Source organism: Vibrio sp. FF145, from assembly GCF_041439075.1.
GTDB classification, from domain to species: Bacteria; Pseudomonadota; Gammaproteobacteria; order Enterobacterales; family Vibrionaceae; genus Vibrio; species Vibrio tasmaniensis_A.
Window position 1 is genome coordinate 38,896 of the sequence record NZ_JBGONH010000024.1, and the last position, 15,362, is coordinate 54,257.

The window sequence follows — 15,362 nt, forward strand, 5'->3', positions numbered from 1 at the left end:
GTAGCGAGTAGCGAGTAGCGAGTAGCGAGTAGCGAGTAGCGAGTAGCGAGTAGCGAGTAGCGAAATTATGTAGGGTTGGCGTTTAGCGTCAACCCTTTTTGTTTCTGTGTATCTAAGAAATGTTAAGCACTTAGCTCTTGGATTTGAGCAACAATCGCTTTTAATCCATTGCCGCGAGATGGGCTTAGATGGGTAATTAAACCGATTTGTTCAAAGTATCCATCGATATCGAACGCTTGAATCTGCTCTGATGTTTTTCCATCATACGCAGCCATCACTAATGCAATCAGACCGCGAACGATACGCGCATCAGAATCAGCACAAAAGCGCCAAACACCGTCGATATTTTGAGAAACCAACCACACTTGGCTTTCACAACCAGATACAATCACCTGTTCACTTTTCAGTTCATCAGGCATCGTTGGCAGTATCTTGCCCCATTGAATCACCTGGCGATAACGGTCTTCCCAACCGCTGAATGTCTGCATCTTCGCGACAATATCATCACTGGTAATTTCAGTGCTGAATGGAGAGCTTGGGAATGTGGTCATTTTAATATCCAGTCGATTATTAATTGAATAGAAGACGTTACTTAGTATGCTTTTGAATGATCTTTTCTACGATACGCGAAACAGCCACAAAACCAAAAGTCGCGGTTACCACTGTCGCGGCACCAAAACCCGTCGCGCAATCCATACGTTTTGGACCTTCTGCGGTCGCTTTCGCAGCACATACACTGCCGTCGGCTTGAGGGTATTTAAGTTGCTCAGTCGAGAACACACAATCGATACCAAACTTACGCGCAGGGTTCTTAGGGAAATTATGATGACGACGCAATGTGTCTTTCAATTTCTTCGCTAACGGATCTTGAATCGTTTTAGTCAGATCAGCCACTTTAATTTGAGTCGGGTCAACTTGCCCACCCGCGCCACCCGTAGTGATCACTTTGATTTTGTTGCTACGGCAATACGCCAACAACGAAGCCTTAGCTTTCATGCTATCAATCGCATCGAGCACAAAGTCGAACTCTTTCGATAGGTATTCAGCCTGATTATCAGGACCAATAAAGTCGTCGATCAGGTTCACTTTACACTCAGGGTTAATCAGCTTAACGCGCTCTGCCATCACTTCGATTTTACTCTTACCAACCGTGCCCGACATTGCGTGGATTTGACGGTTAATGTTCGTCACGCACACATCATCCATATCGATCAATGTCAGCTCACCTAAACCAGTACGAGCAAGCGCTTCAACCGCCCATGAACCGACACCGCCAATACCGATCACACACACGTGTGCTGCTCTAAGTATATCTACTTCACTATTGCCATACAGGCGACGAGTGCCACCAAATCGTTGGTCATAGTTTTCTGAAGCTGGAGTGGTCAATTCACGCATTGTTGCCGCCAATTTATTTCTGAGAAAAAGAAAAGAGTGCGTTTTATACGCACTCTTGAATTAAAAGTCTAGGGGATTAGCGATTCGCTTTCAATGCCCCATTTTATTATTGTTTACTCGACCTTTTCAGGAGGCAAAGCCCAAGGCGCTTCGGTTGCGCTGCCATCTAGACCCAGCTTCCACACCCGACCAAAATGCTTGTAATGACCCGCTTCAGTTCCTGCTCGTGGGCCCATACCATGGTAGAGGTCCAAATGATTTTGCTTAACCGCACCACCGGTATCTAAAACCAATAGTAGTCTTAGTTGGTGCGCGCCGCTCCAAGTACCATCAGCATTCAGTAACGGAACCTCAGCCAGGATAGGTGTTCCCATTGGTAAGATAGAGCGATCGCCCGCTACCGCCGCCATCGGTAATAGAGGAATGCCAGCGCTACCCATTACGGATAGATCATCTCTCGCGCTAAAGAAGACGAAAGATGGGTTTTGCTCAAGCAGCTCTTTTACCACTTCAGGATCGTTCGCCAATACCCACTCTTTGATTGCTTTCAGTGACATTTTTTCGCGTGGCACTAAACCTCTTTCGATCAAAACACGACCAATACTCACGTAAGCTTTATTGTTCTTACCCGCGTATGCAAAATACTGCAGCGTGTCATCATCTCCGAAATGCACAAAGCCGCTGCCCTGTACTTCCATCATAAATGGGTCGATACGGTTTGCTGAATAACCTAACTCAAGACCTTGGCCTTCTAATGCACCGTTGTAGATCTCTTCGCGTGTTGGACACTCTTTATCACACTCTGGAAGCCCATAAACAGGGAATCGGTATTCTTCGTTTGCTTCATGTCGCAGTTCCATTACAGGAGAAAAGTAACCCGTGAATAAAACATTACCTTGTTTATCACCACCACCTAATTGAGCAGTTTGAACACCAAAATTCGCTAGCTCGCTCGGCTCTCCACTCAGCACCGCCCATTCATTGAGTTGCTGATAAAGCGGCTCATAGATTTTAGCCATCGAAGGGGATTTAGAAACCACCATCTCAGCTTGCTCTGCAAATGCGGTGAAGTCTCTTGGTTTATTAGATTCAACCAAATCGACCTTATTTAAGGTCCGGGGAAATTCACCGTCAAGGTGTTGTTGGGCAAGATCAGTGGGTTGAGCACAGCCAAATAAGAAAGAGGCAGCAACAAGGGGAAGCCATTTTTTAATCACAAGAGTCATCCTAAATATTCTATGCATCGAGGATGACAAAAACGATCAGATAACACAATCTTAGATTGTAAATGTTTACAATAATACCAATCACAGTAAGTAAGTGTTCAAAAATAGCGTAGGAAAAAATCTTGAGAACAAGGCAGCTCTTCTCGATAAGAAGTTTCGATAAGTAGTTATTCTACAATCAAAAATTCTAACGAAGTTATCGAGGTTTTTAACAAGCTAGGGTGACCAGTTATTTACTACGATTGGTATAAGATAACCTATCGAACTGAGTTATCGATATAACCTTTAAGGCGAAAGACTGGATTATAGTGATTATCCGATACAAGCATCATTTCTGTTTTATCAGAATTCGTTAGGCGAAAGTGATACGTTTTATTACCTGCCTTATATTCGAAGTACTTGCCATCAAAATCAAAATGAGTCGACACAACAGAGCCTCGCACTGACACACCATTTTCACTCAGCACAAACTCGTCCGCAGCATAACGAGCGACATCTTGCTCGACCCAAGTTCCATATATTTGACTATTAGGTGTTATCGCATCTTGCACTCTATAAAACACATCGGCGAACAAGGAAGCGACGGCAAACGAACCCACCAAAGCTAAAACCATTAAACTGCGTTCAATGAGCTTACGTCTCAATTTAGGTTTGTTGCGTTGCTCTGCTCCACTGTAGAGACCTTTTGCGATCTCATCAATCTTACTCTTTCTTACTGGATTTTTTTGCATTCGTTTACGACTCATAAGGATGCTGTACGCATTGTACACTGAGACAGTTTATAAAACGAAGCCTAGATGAGAATAGTTTGCGCTTCATTCCAAAAAGTTGTTGTTCAGATTTGAATTTAAATGCTAAATTATCGAATAAATAAACAAGGAAGACTTATTCTGTGAAATTAAGAAGTACGGCGCTAGTCAAAGGCTTTAGGCAATCGACCCCTTATGTAAATGCTCACCGTGGTAAAACCATGGTGATTATGTTGGGAGGTGAAGCAGTTGCCGATAGAAACTTTGGCAACATTATCAGTGATATAGCCCTGCTTCATAGCCTTGGGGTTAAGATTGTTCTCGTTCATGGGGCAAGACCACAGATCAACCAACTGTTAGAGAAACAAGACTGCCATACGCCTTACCATAAAAATATTAGAGTCACAGATGAATATTCTTTAGGTGTTGCAATGCAGGCGGCTGGACAACTGCAACTTGCGATCACCGCTCGCCTTTCAATGAGTTTGAACAACACCCCAATGGCAGGAACTCAACTCAATGTTATGAGTGGTAACTTCATCACCGCTCAACCCTTAGGCGTCGATGATGGTACAGATTACTGCCACAGCGGACGCATTCGTCGAATAGACATCGAAGGGATCAATCGCACCCTTGACCAAGGTTCCATCGTCCTTCTTGGGCCTATTGCCAGTTCAGTCACTGGCGAAAGCTTTAACCTGCTTTCGGAAGAGGTCGCGACACAAGTTGCTATCCGTTTGAAAGCCGACAAACTGATTGGCTTTTGTTCTGAGCAAGGGGTGACTGACGAAAGCGGTAATGTACTCGCCGAACTCTTCCCTAAAGACGCCAAGCAAATTCTTGAACGCTTAACGGAATCCCAGAACCCCGCCGAAGACATGAGCACCGGAACACTGCGCTTCTTGAAAGGAGCGATCTCCGCTTGCCGAGCAGGCGTGCCTCGTTGTCACTTAATCAGCTACAAAGTCGATGGCGCATTGATCCAAGAGCTATTCTCTTTTGATGGTATTGGAACCCAAGTGGTCATGGCGAGTGCCGAACAAGTCAGACAAGCTCAGATTGATGATATCGGTGGCATCTTTGACCTCATTCGTCCACTGGAAGAACAAGGCATCTTAGTTCGTCGCTCAAGAGAGCAGTTAGAGCAAGAAGTCCATCGTTTTACCATCATCGAAAAAGACGGTCTGATCATTGGTTGCGCTGCGCTATACGCTTACCCAGAAGATCACATGGCAGAGATGGCCTGTGTCGCCATTCACCCAGACTACCGAGATGGAAACCGTGGGCAGTTACTGCTGGATTACATGCGTCATCAGTCCAAATCTCGTGATATCGACCAGATCTTTGTTCTTACCACACACAGCCTTCATTGGTTCCGTGAACAGGGTTTTTATGAGATTGCTGTTGATGAATTACCAATGGAAAAACAAGGTCTGTACAACTATCAAAGGAATTCCAAGATCTTAGCGTTAAATGTGTAAATTAAATTTGGAGTAAAATCTCACTTTAATAAGGAATCTATTGCAAATGTAATCGTTTCCAATGTGATATTTATTAAATATGCACTTTCATTCACAGCCATAATTGTATAGAATTTGCACGCTTTATGAATATCGACAAGCGTTTTTATTGGAATGCCGCCGAATGTTTAATCTATGACATTCAGGCGGTCACTGCACGGATTGCTATACCCGTTAACGATCAGCATGCTAGTAGTCATCAGTCTGCTCGTTAATATAAACAGCAAAAGAGCAACATTGATATGAGAACCATTGTTTGTAACTCGCTGCAAAGTTTTTGGGATATGGCTGATAACCAATTCTTAGAAGGGTTAGACGTACACTGCGTGTTCCCTGTGAGCGAAAATCTAAAAGAGTTTATTTTGAATTGCCAAGCAAAGTACAAAATAAACCATATATCGTTTACTCGAGCGTTTTTAGGCACGGATTCCTAATAACGTTCAGAGCAACCACGGATGGTTGCTTTGTGTATACGATTTACCCTGCTATTTCGTCGTTTTACTTCCAGCAACACCTCCACTAAAACCACTGACCGTCAGTTGGTTAGTCGACTTCCTAAACCACTCACTCGCTCTGTTTTTACCTTAATACCACGCTTCAAGACATTGGTATCACTGAACATCATCAGTCGTTTCTTAGCACGCGTGATACCCGTATAGATAAGTTCTCGCGTTAAAATAGGGCTGAAGTCTGGCGGTAAGATCATTAAGGTCAGATCAAATTCACTGCCTTGAGATTTGTGTATCGTCATTGCATACGCGGTTTCATGATCAGGCACTCGACTTGGTAGTACAGCTTTTACACTGCCATCGGGCAATTCAAAGTACACCTTTAATCGAGGGGCTGAGTTATCATCAATTGAAGAAGAGCTACTTACATCAGCCTCAAGCATACAGATACCAATATCACCATTGTATAAGCCCAAGCCATGATCATTGCGCGTTACCATTACTGGTCGCCCGTGATACCACAATTCATCGTTATGCGGATTCACCAAACGTCTTGCGGCAAGTGCCCTTTCGATTCTTTGGTTGAGGCCTTTAACACCGAAGTCACCTTCACGAATAGAACACAGCAATCGACATTGACTGAACAAGTCGAGCACCGATTTGGCTCTCGCTTCTTGAGTTTCTAGCTCTTCCAATGGCACATTCATTCGGTTCAGATACGCACCATATTCATTAACTAAAGTACGTAGCATCAAGTTATAGCTGTCACTCGACAAGGGATGATTCTCAATATCCGCAAACCCTTTCGCAAACACTTGATCGACTTGATTCGCAGAGCCGTTATTGATCGCCTTTGCCAACTGTCCGATACCTGAACGTGCATCAAAACGGTAACTCTTCTGCAGCATACACAAACTATCTGCAATCGCAGGAGGGTTAACCGATCCTGTTTTGAGCTGCCTTGGTTTAGCTATCGCATCAAAGCCTGTCATTTCCGCAATCAAGTTACCTTGCGCGCTGCTGTAACCGACAGAATTGAATGAACAGATATCACCTAACACCGCACCCGCCTCAACAGAAGCGAGTTGATCTTTATCGCCCAACAAGATAAGCCTTGCATGCTCAGGAAGCGCATCCACCAGCTTATACATCATGGATAAGTCGACCATCGATGCTTCATCCACCACCAAGATATCAAGGTGAAGTGGATTGCGTCGGTTGTGTCTAAACTCAGCTCGATTAGGAATAGCGCCGAGCAATCTGTGCAAGGTGCTCGATTCCGTCGGTATGTTGTCCTTCACTTCAGGTGCTAGAGGAAGTTGTTCAATCGCTTTTCCAATCGATTCTGTTAAACGTGCTGCCGCTTTACCTGTCGGTGCCACTAGCTTGATCGTCGGTGTTTTACCTTGGCTTAGCGATTGCTCGACCATAGCCGAAAGTAATTTGGTTACTGTGGTTGTTTTACCGGTACCCGGTCCGCCAGAAATAACCGCAAAACGTCGACTTAACGCCACCGATGCCGCCACTTTTTGCCAATTCAAACAAGCAGATAACGGCACTAGACTATCCAGCACATCTAAATCGGTCACTTGTTTAGCTTGAACAATCGCTTGGTCTATCGCGCCCCAATCCAAAGCCTGCTCATTCACAATATCTAGATGGTCACACATCAGTTGTTGTCGTAATACCTGAGACGTTTGTTGGTTTGCTTCAGCCTTGGCTAAGGTATTAAACAGAAAATGGTAACTGCGTGCGAATAACTGATTGAGTGTTTCGGTTAGCGCTTTTCTCTGCTCAGAGTTGAACTCTACTGGCTTACTTAAACGGTTTAGAGTTTCAGCCAACACAACTTCGTAGTTCCAATAACGCTGTAAGTAGACACGCTGTCCATCAAACATTAGCGGCTTAACGCAGTCATTGGTTGTTCCAACTAGGTTAGATGATTGCAGAACAGTCACCCAATCAATACCCAACAGTTTTTGGTTCAATTGCAGTGCCGTTTCACCGTACAAACCAAGCAACTGGGCTAGATCTGTCGTTTGTTCAGGGCCTGCCTTATGCTGCTGTATAAGCTGAGTACAAATATGCCCCTTGCCTAATTCATGGCTTACAACGCCAGCTAGAAACCCGACCTCTTGAGAATGACTCGTCGCTTGCTGAGCAATAAAACGAGCAAACTGATAATCCAGCTGACGAATTGAACCTTTGTCCGCTAGGAACTTTAATACATCCATGAGCTGCTCAGGGATAAGTGAAGCAGGCTTAACTGAATTCACTGTCTCTGTGCAGGTATTAGTGGTCACTGTTGTCATTATAGAAGCCCCATCTGTCCAGTTTCATTGTCATTCAATTGTGCTGAACGTCTGTCTATCACTTTACCGTCAATCAATTGATCCATTTCATCGAGCAAAGCCAATGTAGGTTTCGCCGAGAAAATACCTTGTTGAGATTGGCCGTCCATTCCTCTTAAAAACAAGTAATAAACCCCACCAAAATGTTGTTCATAACTGTAATCTGCAACGCGGCTGCGTAAGAAGCGGTGCAGAGCCAACGCGTAGATTTGATATTGCAGATCGTAACGGTGGTCGGCCATCGCCGATTTCAATGCCTCACCATGGTAGACAGCAGCGTCATCACCTAAATGGTTCGATTTCCAGTCGAGCACATAGTATTTACCTTGATGCTCGAACACCAAATCGATGAAGCCTTTCAACATGCCTTGCACGGTTTGGAAACCTAGGTCGCCCGCTTTAGCCGATAACGGATCGTGATATTGAATGGTTTGATTCAGTTCAGATGCGGCCAACACTTCGATCGGTAATAAGAACTCCATCTCAACTAAGCGTTGCATCGAGTCTTTCTCACTCAGCTTTAGATTTTTGCCATCCAATGCGGTATTAAGAACGGTATCGACCAGTTGTTGAAGAACGGGCAACCACTCTAGTTCGTATTGCTCCGACTCTAATAAGTGAGTGATTACTTGCGTGTTATGTTCGCTGGTTGCTGGCTCGGTAAATTCAACATCCTCAAACAAGGTGTGCAAGAAAGTACCTGGCCGAGCACCCCGAGGGAACGTAAAGATAGAGCGTTCAGGTTCAATCAACTCAGACTCATCCTGCTCATCAGCCGAGTCAATGTCAAAGCCAGACACCTCAATGGTTGCGTCATGACTAGCACCATGACTGCCTTGCTTTACAAGCCCCGAGTAGCTGGTGATACGCCAAGCTCGGTCAATTGAAGCCTTGAGTTCGTTAGCATGTAAGTCTTCACTCACTTGTTCTGTTTGTACAAATACGTGCTCGTGAGCAGTCGGTGTTCCAGACAGCAGCACACTTGAATTCTTACCCTCAATCGCTGACAGAGCTTGATGTAACTCGGCGATGCCTTGCTCTTGTCCGTTTTGAACCAAATAGCCCATGGCACTTAAGTGAACGCCAGTTGGCTCTTTGGTTGAACGCCCTTTACGTAGCGGTGCCATGCCAATGAAACATCCATAAACAGCACGAGTAAGCGCTACGTAGATCAAGCGTAAGTCTTCCGCTAATCGCTCTTTGTCGGCTTGTGCTAAGGCACTATCACTGCCCGTAATATCAAGCACTGTAGTATCTGAGTCGTGATCATAGAACTTACCTTCACTCGCTTCACGATAACTCGCCACGAACGGCAGGAATACTAGATCATATTCCAGACCTTTCGACTTATGAATGGTAACGATTTGAACCAAGTTTCTCTCTGATTCAAGGCGTTGAATGTCGTCTTCACTGCCACCTAAACCATTTTGCGCATCTGATATCGCTTCTGCCAACCAACGCAGCAAGCCATAGTCGCTGTCGAGTTCTTGCCTAGCTTGTTGCAGCAATTCGCCAATGTGCATTAAATCAGTGAGTGAGCGCTCACCATTTTCTTCTTCCAGTAAGCGTTCCGCGAGATGTCGTTTGCTGATCACGCTGCGTAACATTGGCAACACGCCACGCTGTAGCCACAACTTACGATATTCTCGAAATTCGTTAACGACGTTTTCCCAAACCACTTCATCGTTGTTGAGTTCATCTAATGATGCAGCATCCAGAGCAAACAATTCCGACGCTAAACTCGCGCGCAATGCACGATCGTTTTCAGGTGTCAGCACCGCTTGCAATAGGCGTTGAATATCTTGCGCGACCAAGCTGGTGAACACGCTATCTCGGTTAGACAAGTACACGCTCGCAATGCCTTGTTCAGACAACGCGTTCTTGATCAGACGACCTTCACTACCGGTTCGAACCAAAACAGCAATGTCACCCGTATTCACGGCATGTTGTTTTTTACCGTTATCAAAATAGGCTTGCTCGTTTTGAGAAGCGGTCAGAATGGTTTGAATTTGACTCGCCGTCGCCTCAGCCATTGCCTTGTGATATTCGCCTTTCGGTAAGGGCTTATCTTCAGCATCTTGCAGCCAAAAGGTAAGTGCATGCTGAGTTTCACCATTCATCACCCATTGGCGTTTGTCAGCCGATGGACTGGCGGCAACAGGCAAAAATGGAATATCTTGATCATAGATAAACGGGCTATCCGAGTTCATAAACACTTGGTTTACAGCGCTGACCATATCCGCACTCGAACGCCAGTTAGTGCCTAACGTATAGTGAGCACTAACTTGGTTTCTTGCCTTAATGTAGGTAAAGATATCCGCGCCACGGAAGCCATAGATAGCCTGCTTCGGGTCACCGATCATAAACAAGCCGCACTGCGGATTATCGAGATAGATTCGGCTAAAAATACTGTATTGCAGCGGATCGGTATCTTGGAATTCATCGATCATCGCCACCGGGTAAAGCGTGCGAATCCTTTCCACCAGCAATGATTGCTCATCCACATCAATCGACGCTGATAACTGAGTCAACAAATCATCAAACGATAACCACTGTTTCTGCTGTTTAGCCTTAGCTAACATGGTTCGACAATGAGTAATCGCATGTGCCAACAAAGGGACTTTCAGGTCTGCAGGAGAACTTAAGAAGTCCTCAATCGCTTCGAAAACGGCGTGCTGAGGTGCAGTGCCTTTCGGTGTTTTTTCAACTAAAGTGGCTTGAGAGAACTTCTCTAGTTTATCTGGAAACTGGTAATCATGAGTGTCGCTCTGCGCCCATGCCGTGACGGCTTCTAACCAAGTCGGTAAAGACTTCTTGGTGTAGCTACGCTTGTTCACATCTGAACCTGAAATCAAAGCCAAAAAGTCCGCTTCGGATTCGCACCACAACGCCTTAAGTTGCTTCACTTTATCTAGGTTTTGATTGTGCAGAGTTTGCAGGTCGCCCGACATTGCTTCGACGGTTAGCTTTAGTGGAGAACCCGTCAGATAACGATTTACGTCAGCCAATAGAGAAGCGGGAGAACCCCAGATATTACGAACCTCACCTGCTAATTGAATTGGCAATGGGTAGAACTGTTTACGCCAATAATCGGCAACCACTTGCGCTTTAAGGTGGCTTTCATCGGTCACAAATTCATTATCAAATCGGCTTCCTGACTCGAAGGCATTTTGAGTCAACATTCGCTGACAGAAACCGTGAATGGTGTAGACCGCGGCCTCATCCATTTGTCTTTCAGCGTTAAGCAGAGTTTTAGCTGCGCCAGCATGATCATCGATGGCTTGTAACAAAGGAGCAATCACTGGGTCGTCACTTTGCCCACGTGCAAACGCAATCCGTGCATCATGGATTCGAGCACGGATACGATCTCGCAGCTCAGCGGTAGCCGCTTCGGTAAAGGTCACCACTAGAATTTGGTCTACAGTTAGTGGCTCATGGTGTCGTGTAGCTTCCGTCAGATCACCTTGCGGCGCAGCAGTGCCGTGCCCCAGCAGTAAGCGCAAATACAAGCCAGCAATAGTAAATGTTTTACCCGTACCCGCCGATGCTTCAATTAAACGCGCGCCATGAAGTGGAAACGTCATGGTATCGAGTGTTTTTGGAGCGATTACCTGAACACTGCTTGTGGTCGTCATGCCTTACTGCCTTCTGATAAATGTGTTGTTACAAATGTGACCTAGCGTGGAAAACGTCATTCAATTTACGTCCTACGCTGATTTGTTAATAGTTAGTGCGATCTCTCTCACGGATCAATTCAGATCGCCTCGCTACTATGCGCCCACGAGTTCAGGATCGCCTATGAGTTTTGTACTCATGCGTTACTTTGAACCACAGAATAATGGTCCCTCTGACCTGTGGCCGTACAGCGAACGCCCTACACTAATAATGATTTACTGGCGGCCACTTTATTTCCTGTACCTTGCTTCTCTTCACCTTGATTCCCTTCACCTGGAAAGTAAGCATCCCAAATGCTGACCAGCAACTCTCTTTCGTTTTTCATTAATTCAGCACACTCGTTATCGATCTTGTCGATCACAACCAGTTACTCCTGATCTTCCAGATCGGCAGCAGCCAACCTTGCCGCCTGTAGTACAAGCGTTGAATACATGCGCGACTCAGTAGCCAATTCATCGTCCCATTTAGACCAGATTCGTGAGATGTAGGTATCTCTACCCTCGCCCGTGAAGGCGAAGCTGTCATTAAAGGTATCGGCCATTTTCTTAAGGGACTTTTCTTCGTCATCGACCCATTTCCCACGACTAAAGCCCGCTTCAACACCAGCTAATGCGGTTTTCGGGAAGTAAGGCAATGGCGCTGTCATGCCTTGATAAAACAATCGTACTAACTCAGCCAACAAGCTCTTCGCCTGCTGTGCATCGCCGATAGGTTGTAGCGTTTGGTGAACAACGCCCTCTTTTCTGTCATAGCCAATAATATGAGTCGTTTTTCCGTGTCCCATCACTGCACAACATAAATGATCAATCCACGCTGCCAAATAATCTTGAGAGCGTATTTTACCGCTACGGAAACGCACTAGACCTGATTGATAGTTTTGAGTTAACCAACCCATCAAGCGAACAGGTTTACCTTCGCCTAACACGTCAAACTCGATATTCACTTCGAGATCTTGCTGCGGCGAACCACTCACAAATCGAATCTCTTTGGCTAAGTCTTCCGCTTGAACACGGTTGGTTTCAAATTCGATATCCCCGAAAGCGCCGACCGGTAATCGGCCCTGTGCTTTTTGCTCAGAGACAAACAATCGAACGGCTTCGTCTGCGCCTTCAGGGTGGTCTAGCAGCACTTGCAGCAAAGCATCCTTAAGTTGGAAACTCTCTAAACCATTAAGTACAAATGGCTCATCGTCTTCCATCACAGGAAGTGGCGGCTCAAACACCACTTTTAGACGGCGATTAAAGAAGTACTGCACCGGTAAGCGCCAGAAACGCTGTAATTCAACCAGATCCAATTCCAACGGATACGTTGCACCCAACAAATAGTCGTCCAATGCGCGATTGAACTCACCACTGCGTTCACCGGAACGGTTAGCCGCAGGTAGCCACTCTTTGGCATAACTCAATACATGGCTCGCATCACCTTGAGTAAACGCAGCAGGGCTGAACGGTGTCATGGTGTGTTCAAAGCTGATCGCTTGAGTCAGGTTGATGCCTGAATCATCACTTGGTAATGCTTGATCTTCACTTAAGCAATAGTTCTGTTGGCAGTACTCGATCAACTCTGAAACCAATACCGACGGCACTCGCTCAGTATTATCTTGAATCGAACGGCCGACATAACTGATGTACAAGCACTCTTGCGCCGACAACATTGCCTCTAAGAATAGGTAGCGGTCATCATCACGACGAGAACGGTCTCCTGGACGAGCTAGACTCTTTTTGCCTACGCCATTCGGCGAGCGAGTTTGGCCGCTCATCAAATCAAAACCTTCTGGGGGCATTGAGCGAGGGTAAACCCCGTCATTCATGCCTAATAGACAAACGGTTTTGAACGGAATAGAACGCATCGGCATCAAGGTACAAAAGTTAACTTGACCCGCTAAGAAACGCTGGCTAATACGCGCACCAGATAACTTATTATTGAGGTACTGGTAGATAATGCTTGGCGACAACTCTTGCTCATACAAGGCATCATCAAGCTGTTCATTTAATTGAGAAAGCGCATCACGAATCGACTTAAGCACCACCTCGCCTTCTAGTTCAACCGCAAAGAAATCATCAATCATTTGCAGCAAGGTTTCACGCCACATATCGATAGATTGTGTTTCAGTTAAACGTTGACGGTAATGGGCAATACGATCGATAAAGTGAGCTAACTTGCCTGCAAGTTCGGCGTTAATGCCTTGAACTTCGTTATAAGCGGCAATCGGAGAGTGTTCGGTTTCAAACAAACCCGCAGAGTCCGACATCGCATAACCCAATAACATGCGCTGAATACCAAATAGCCAGGTATTTTGCTCGGTTGCAGGTAGATCAAATTCCGTTGCGGTAGAAGAGTCTACACCCCAACGGATGCCCGCTTCTTCAACCCACTGCTTGGCTTGCTCGAATTGAAACTCATCAATACCAAAGCGCGCCATCATCGCAGGAATTTCTAACAGCTCTAGCAACTCAGAGGCTAAACAGCGCGTGTTCGGTAGCGCGACCAATTGCATGAAAGCGGTCAGAATTGGGCTTTCTTGGTCTGCGGTTCTATCAGAGATCGAGTAAGGGATATAACGCTCACCCGGAGCATTACCAAATACCGCCTGAATCGCTGGGCTATAGGCATTGATGTCAGACACCATCACGATGATATCGCGTGGTTTCAGGGTCGGGTTGGCATCAAACATCGCCAACAGCTGATCATGAAGGACTTCAACCTCACGCATTGGGCTGTGACACGCATGTACGGTCAGAGAGCGATCGCCAAGTTCAACAACCTGTTTATGGTTACTGGAATCTAATATGTGGTCGTCTTGATGTTCTTCTAACTGGAGAATATCGGCTTGCAGTTGATGCAATAGGTTATCTCTCTCAACATCAATAAAGAACTCATGCTCTTCGCAGTCTGATTGAGATAGTAAAAACAGGTTATCTCTGCCCAGTTTCCCCATAGACGCAAGTAAACTATTACCCACGGCTTGGCTGGTATGCAGTTCGTCTTCAATATTAGCTTCAATGCAATCTTTCAATGGTGAAGTTTCACCCTCCAATTTAGGCAAACCATCAACCAACGCAAACTGCTTACGACGCTGCGCTTCAACTCTTGCCAAATATTTACGGTCGCGAATATCGCCCCAGTAATGTTGGCAAGGGTTGGTAAACATCAAGTGCACATCAATCTGCTCACCGAGTGCTTTCAACGCATCCATGTAACGAGGAGGCAACGAAGAGATACCAAACACAAATAAGCGTTTAGGCAGATGTTGCAATTTACCTTGTTGATTAGCTAGCGCTTCAATGAAGTCGTGGTACAAGTTGCCACGATGATATTTAGATTGGCCTTGAGACAAGGTTTGCTCATAGAGCGCTTGCCACAAAATCGGTTGCCAAGGGTGCTCTTGCTGCCCTTCATCATCGACCAATTCAGCAACGGGCTCTCCCGCTTCCCACATCGCCATCCACTCCGGTCGATACACCAAGTAACCATCGAAGATATCGGCAATTTTCTCTGCCAATTGATACAACTTAGAGTCATCTTCATCATTTTCAAGATAACGTTGCAGAGGCAAGAAATCAGGGTGGTCAAGCTTAACGGGTAGTAAACTCATCAACTTCCACGTCATCGCTTCTTTGTTAAAAGCACTGCGTTTAGGTACATCAGGAAGCACTTGGGTAAACATATCCCAAATGAAGGTTGCTGGAAGTGGGAAATCGATATTTGCTGCTACACCAAACTCTTTGGCGAGTTCCATCTTAAGCCATTGAGACATGCCTGGGCTCTGAACCAAGATCTGCTCTTTTTCGAAAGGATTGGCTAAAGGATCACTTTTGATTAAGTGAACGAGAAGGATTTTTAAAGTATCGACTTTATTGGAATGGTAAACAGTAAACAAAGTGCACTCACGCTAATCTTGCCACAATATAAAGCCAGATTAGCATAAGTGCCGAGTTTGGATTAGGAATATAAGCTTATGAAATACTGAAAACTTAAGGTCCGTTTATCTTTT

Annotated in this window: 10 protein-coding genes; 2 read left to right on the top strand and 8 right to left on the bottom strand. The window is 45.5% G+C overall.

The window, feature by feature from the left end:
* Positions 1 to 122: 122 nt before the first annotated feature.
* The 4 genes from csdE to ACED42_RS10975 all read right to left on the bottom strand — a co-directional run bounded on the left by csdE (position 123) and on the right by ACED42_RS10975 (position 3,355).
* Positions 123 to 551, bottom strand: coding sequence for a cysteine desulfurase sulfur acceptor subunit CsdE (gene csdE, locus ACED42_RS10960; protein WP_371702544.1), 429 nt, complete (start codon positions 549 to 551; stop codon positions 123 to 125).
* Positions 552 to 588: 37 nt separating this feature from the next.
* Positions 589 to 1,398 carry a tRNA cyclic N6-threonylcarbamoyladenosine(37) synthase TcdA gene (gene tcdA, locus ACED42_RS10965; RefSeq protein ID WP_371702545.1) on the bottom strand — a complete coding sequence of 270 codons (810 nt, stop codon included), beginning with the start codon at positions 1,396 to 1,398 and terminating at the stop codon, positions 589 to 591.
* Between the two features lie 113 nt (positions 1,399 to 1,511).
* A complete protein-coding gene (gene mltA / locus ACED42_RS10970; protein WP_009848359.1) occupies positions 1,512 to 2,624 on the bottom strand; it encodes a murein transglycosylase A in 1,113 nt (370 codons plus the stop codon).
* A gap of 257 nt (positions 2,625 to 2,881) precedes the next feature.
* Positions 2,882 to 3,355, bottom strand: a complete 474-nt coding sequence (locus ACED42_RS10975) for a DUF2850 domain-containing protein (protein ID WP_009848358.1) — start codon at positions 3,353 to 3,355, stop codon at positions 2,882 to 2,884.
* 161 nt (positions 3,356 to 3,516) lie between these two features.
* On the opposite strand from ACED42_RS10975, the gene argA reads away from it, so the two are divergent.
* A complete protein-coding gene (gene argA / locus ACED42_RS10980) occupies positions 3,517 to 4,854 on the top strand; it encodes an amino-acid N-acetyltransferase (RefSeq protein ID WP_304568669.1) in 1,338 nt (445 codons plus the stop codon).
* A gap of 281 nt (positions 4,855 to 5,135) precedes the next feature.
* Positions 5,136 to 5,327, top strand: a complete 192-nt coding sequence (locus ACED42_RS10985) for a hypothetical protein (RefSeq protein ID WP_008223046.1) — start codon at positions 5,136 to 5,138, stop codon at positions 5,325 to 5,327.
* 101 nt (positions 5,328 to 5,428) lie between these two features.
* Here the strand turns inward: ACED42_RS10985 and recD are convergent, their stop codons facing one another.
* The 4 genes from recD to recC form a co-directional block, all read right to left on the bottom strand.
* Positions 5,429 to 7,654, bottom strand: coding sequence for an exodeoxyribonuclease V subunit alpha (gene recD, locus ACED42_RS10990; protein ID WP_371702548.1), 2,226 nt, complete (start codon positions 7,652 to 7,654; stop codon positions 5,429 to 5,431).
* Positions 7,654 to 11,328, bottom strand: a complete 3,675-nt coding sequence (gene recB, locus ACED42_RS10995) for an exodeoxyribonuclease V subunit beta (protein ID WP_371702550.1) — start codon at positions 11,326 to 11,328, stop codon at positions 7,654 to 7,656. The genes recD and recB overlap by 1 nt, the downstream gene beginning before the upstream one ends.
* A 239-nt stretch (positions 11,329 to 11,567) precedes the next feature.
* Positions 11,568 to 11,729: a hypothetical protein gene (locus tag ACED42_RS11000; RefSeq protein ID WP_017084450.1), complete on the bottom strand. Its 162-nt coding sequence runs from the start codon at positions 11,727 to 11,729 to the stop codon at positions 11,568 to 11,570.
* 6 nt (positions 11,730 to 11,735) lie between these two features.
* Positions 11,736 to 15,248: an exodeoxyribonuclease V subunit gamma gene (recC, locus tag ACED42_RS11005; RefSeq protein ID WP_371702553.1), complete on the bottom strand. Its 3,513-nt coding sequence runs from the start codon at positions 15,246 to 15,248 to the stop codon at positions 11,736 to 11,738.
* Positions 15,249 to 15,362: the final 114 nt, after the last annotated feature.